1 pseudogene is annotated in these 512 nt (G+C 47.5%); it reads right to left on the reverse strand.

The features are described from left to right. Nucleotides 1–512: pseudogene (locus tag R7E78_RS30735) on the reverse strand (cryptochrome/photolyase family protein); the annotation flags it as partial.

A 512-nucleotide genomic window follows, 5' to 3' on the forward strand; every position in this document is an offset into this window, starting at 1 on the left:
ACAAAGCCATACCGCGTGTATTGGGCATTTCCACCCACTCAATCGCATCGACATAAATGCCGAGATACCAAGCATCTACTTGGTCAGGATTCATCTCGGTGAGCAAACAAAAGTTGCCCGTCACCATCAAACGCTGAATATGATGGGCGTAGGCATAATCGAGAGACTGGCCTATTGCATTGCGCATACAAGCCATCTTGGTTTTTCCTGTCCAAAAGTAGTCGGGTAAATCACGTGATGCTTCGAGCTCATTTTTCTGCGGATACTGCGGCATATTCGCCCAGTACACACCCCGAATGAATTCCCGCCAACCTAAGATCTGACGAATGAATCCTTCTACCTGCGCAATATCGATGTGTTTGTTTGATTGGTACGCACTAAGTGCAGCATCGATTACCTCTTTGGGGTGCAGTAACTTACTGTTCATCGAGAACGACAAACGACTGTGATACAAACTCCATTTGGCATCGTGCTCCGCCGTCATCGCATCTTGAAACCAACCAAAGTGAGGG

Source organism: Vibrio sp. YT-19(2023), assembly GCF_033337395.1.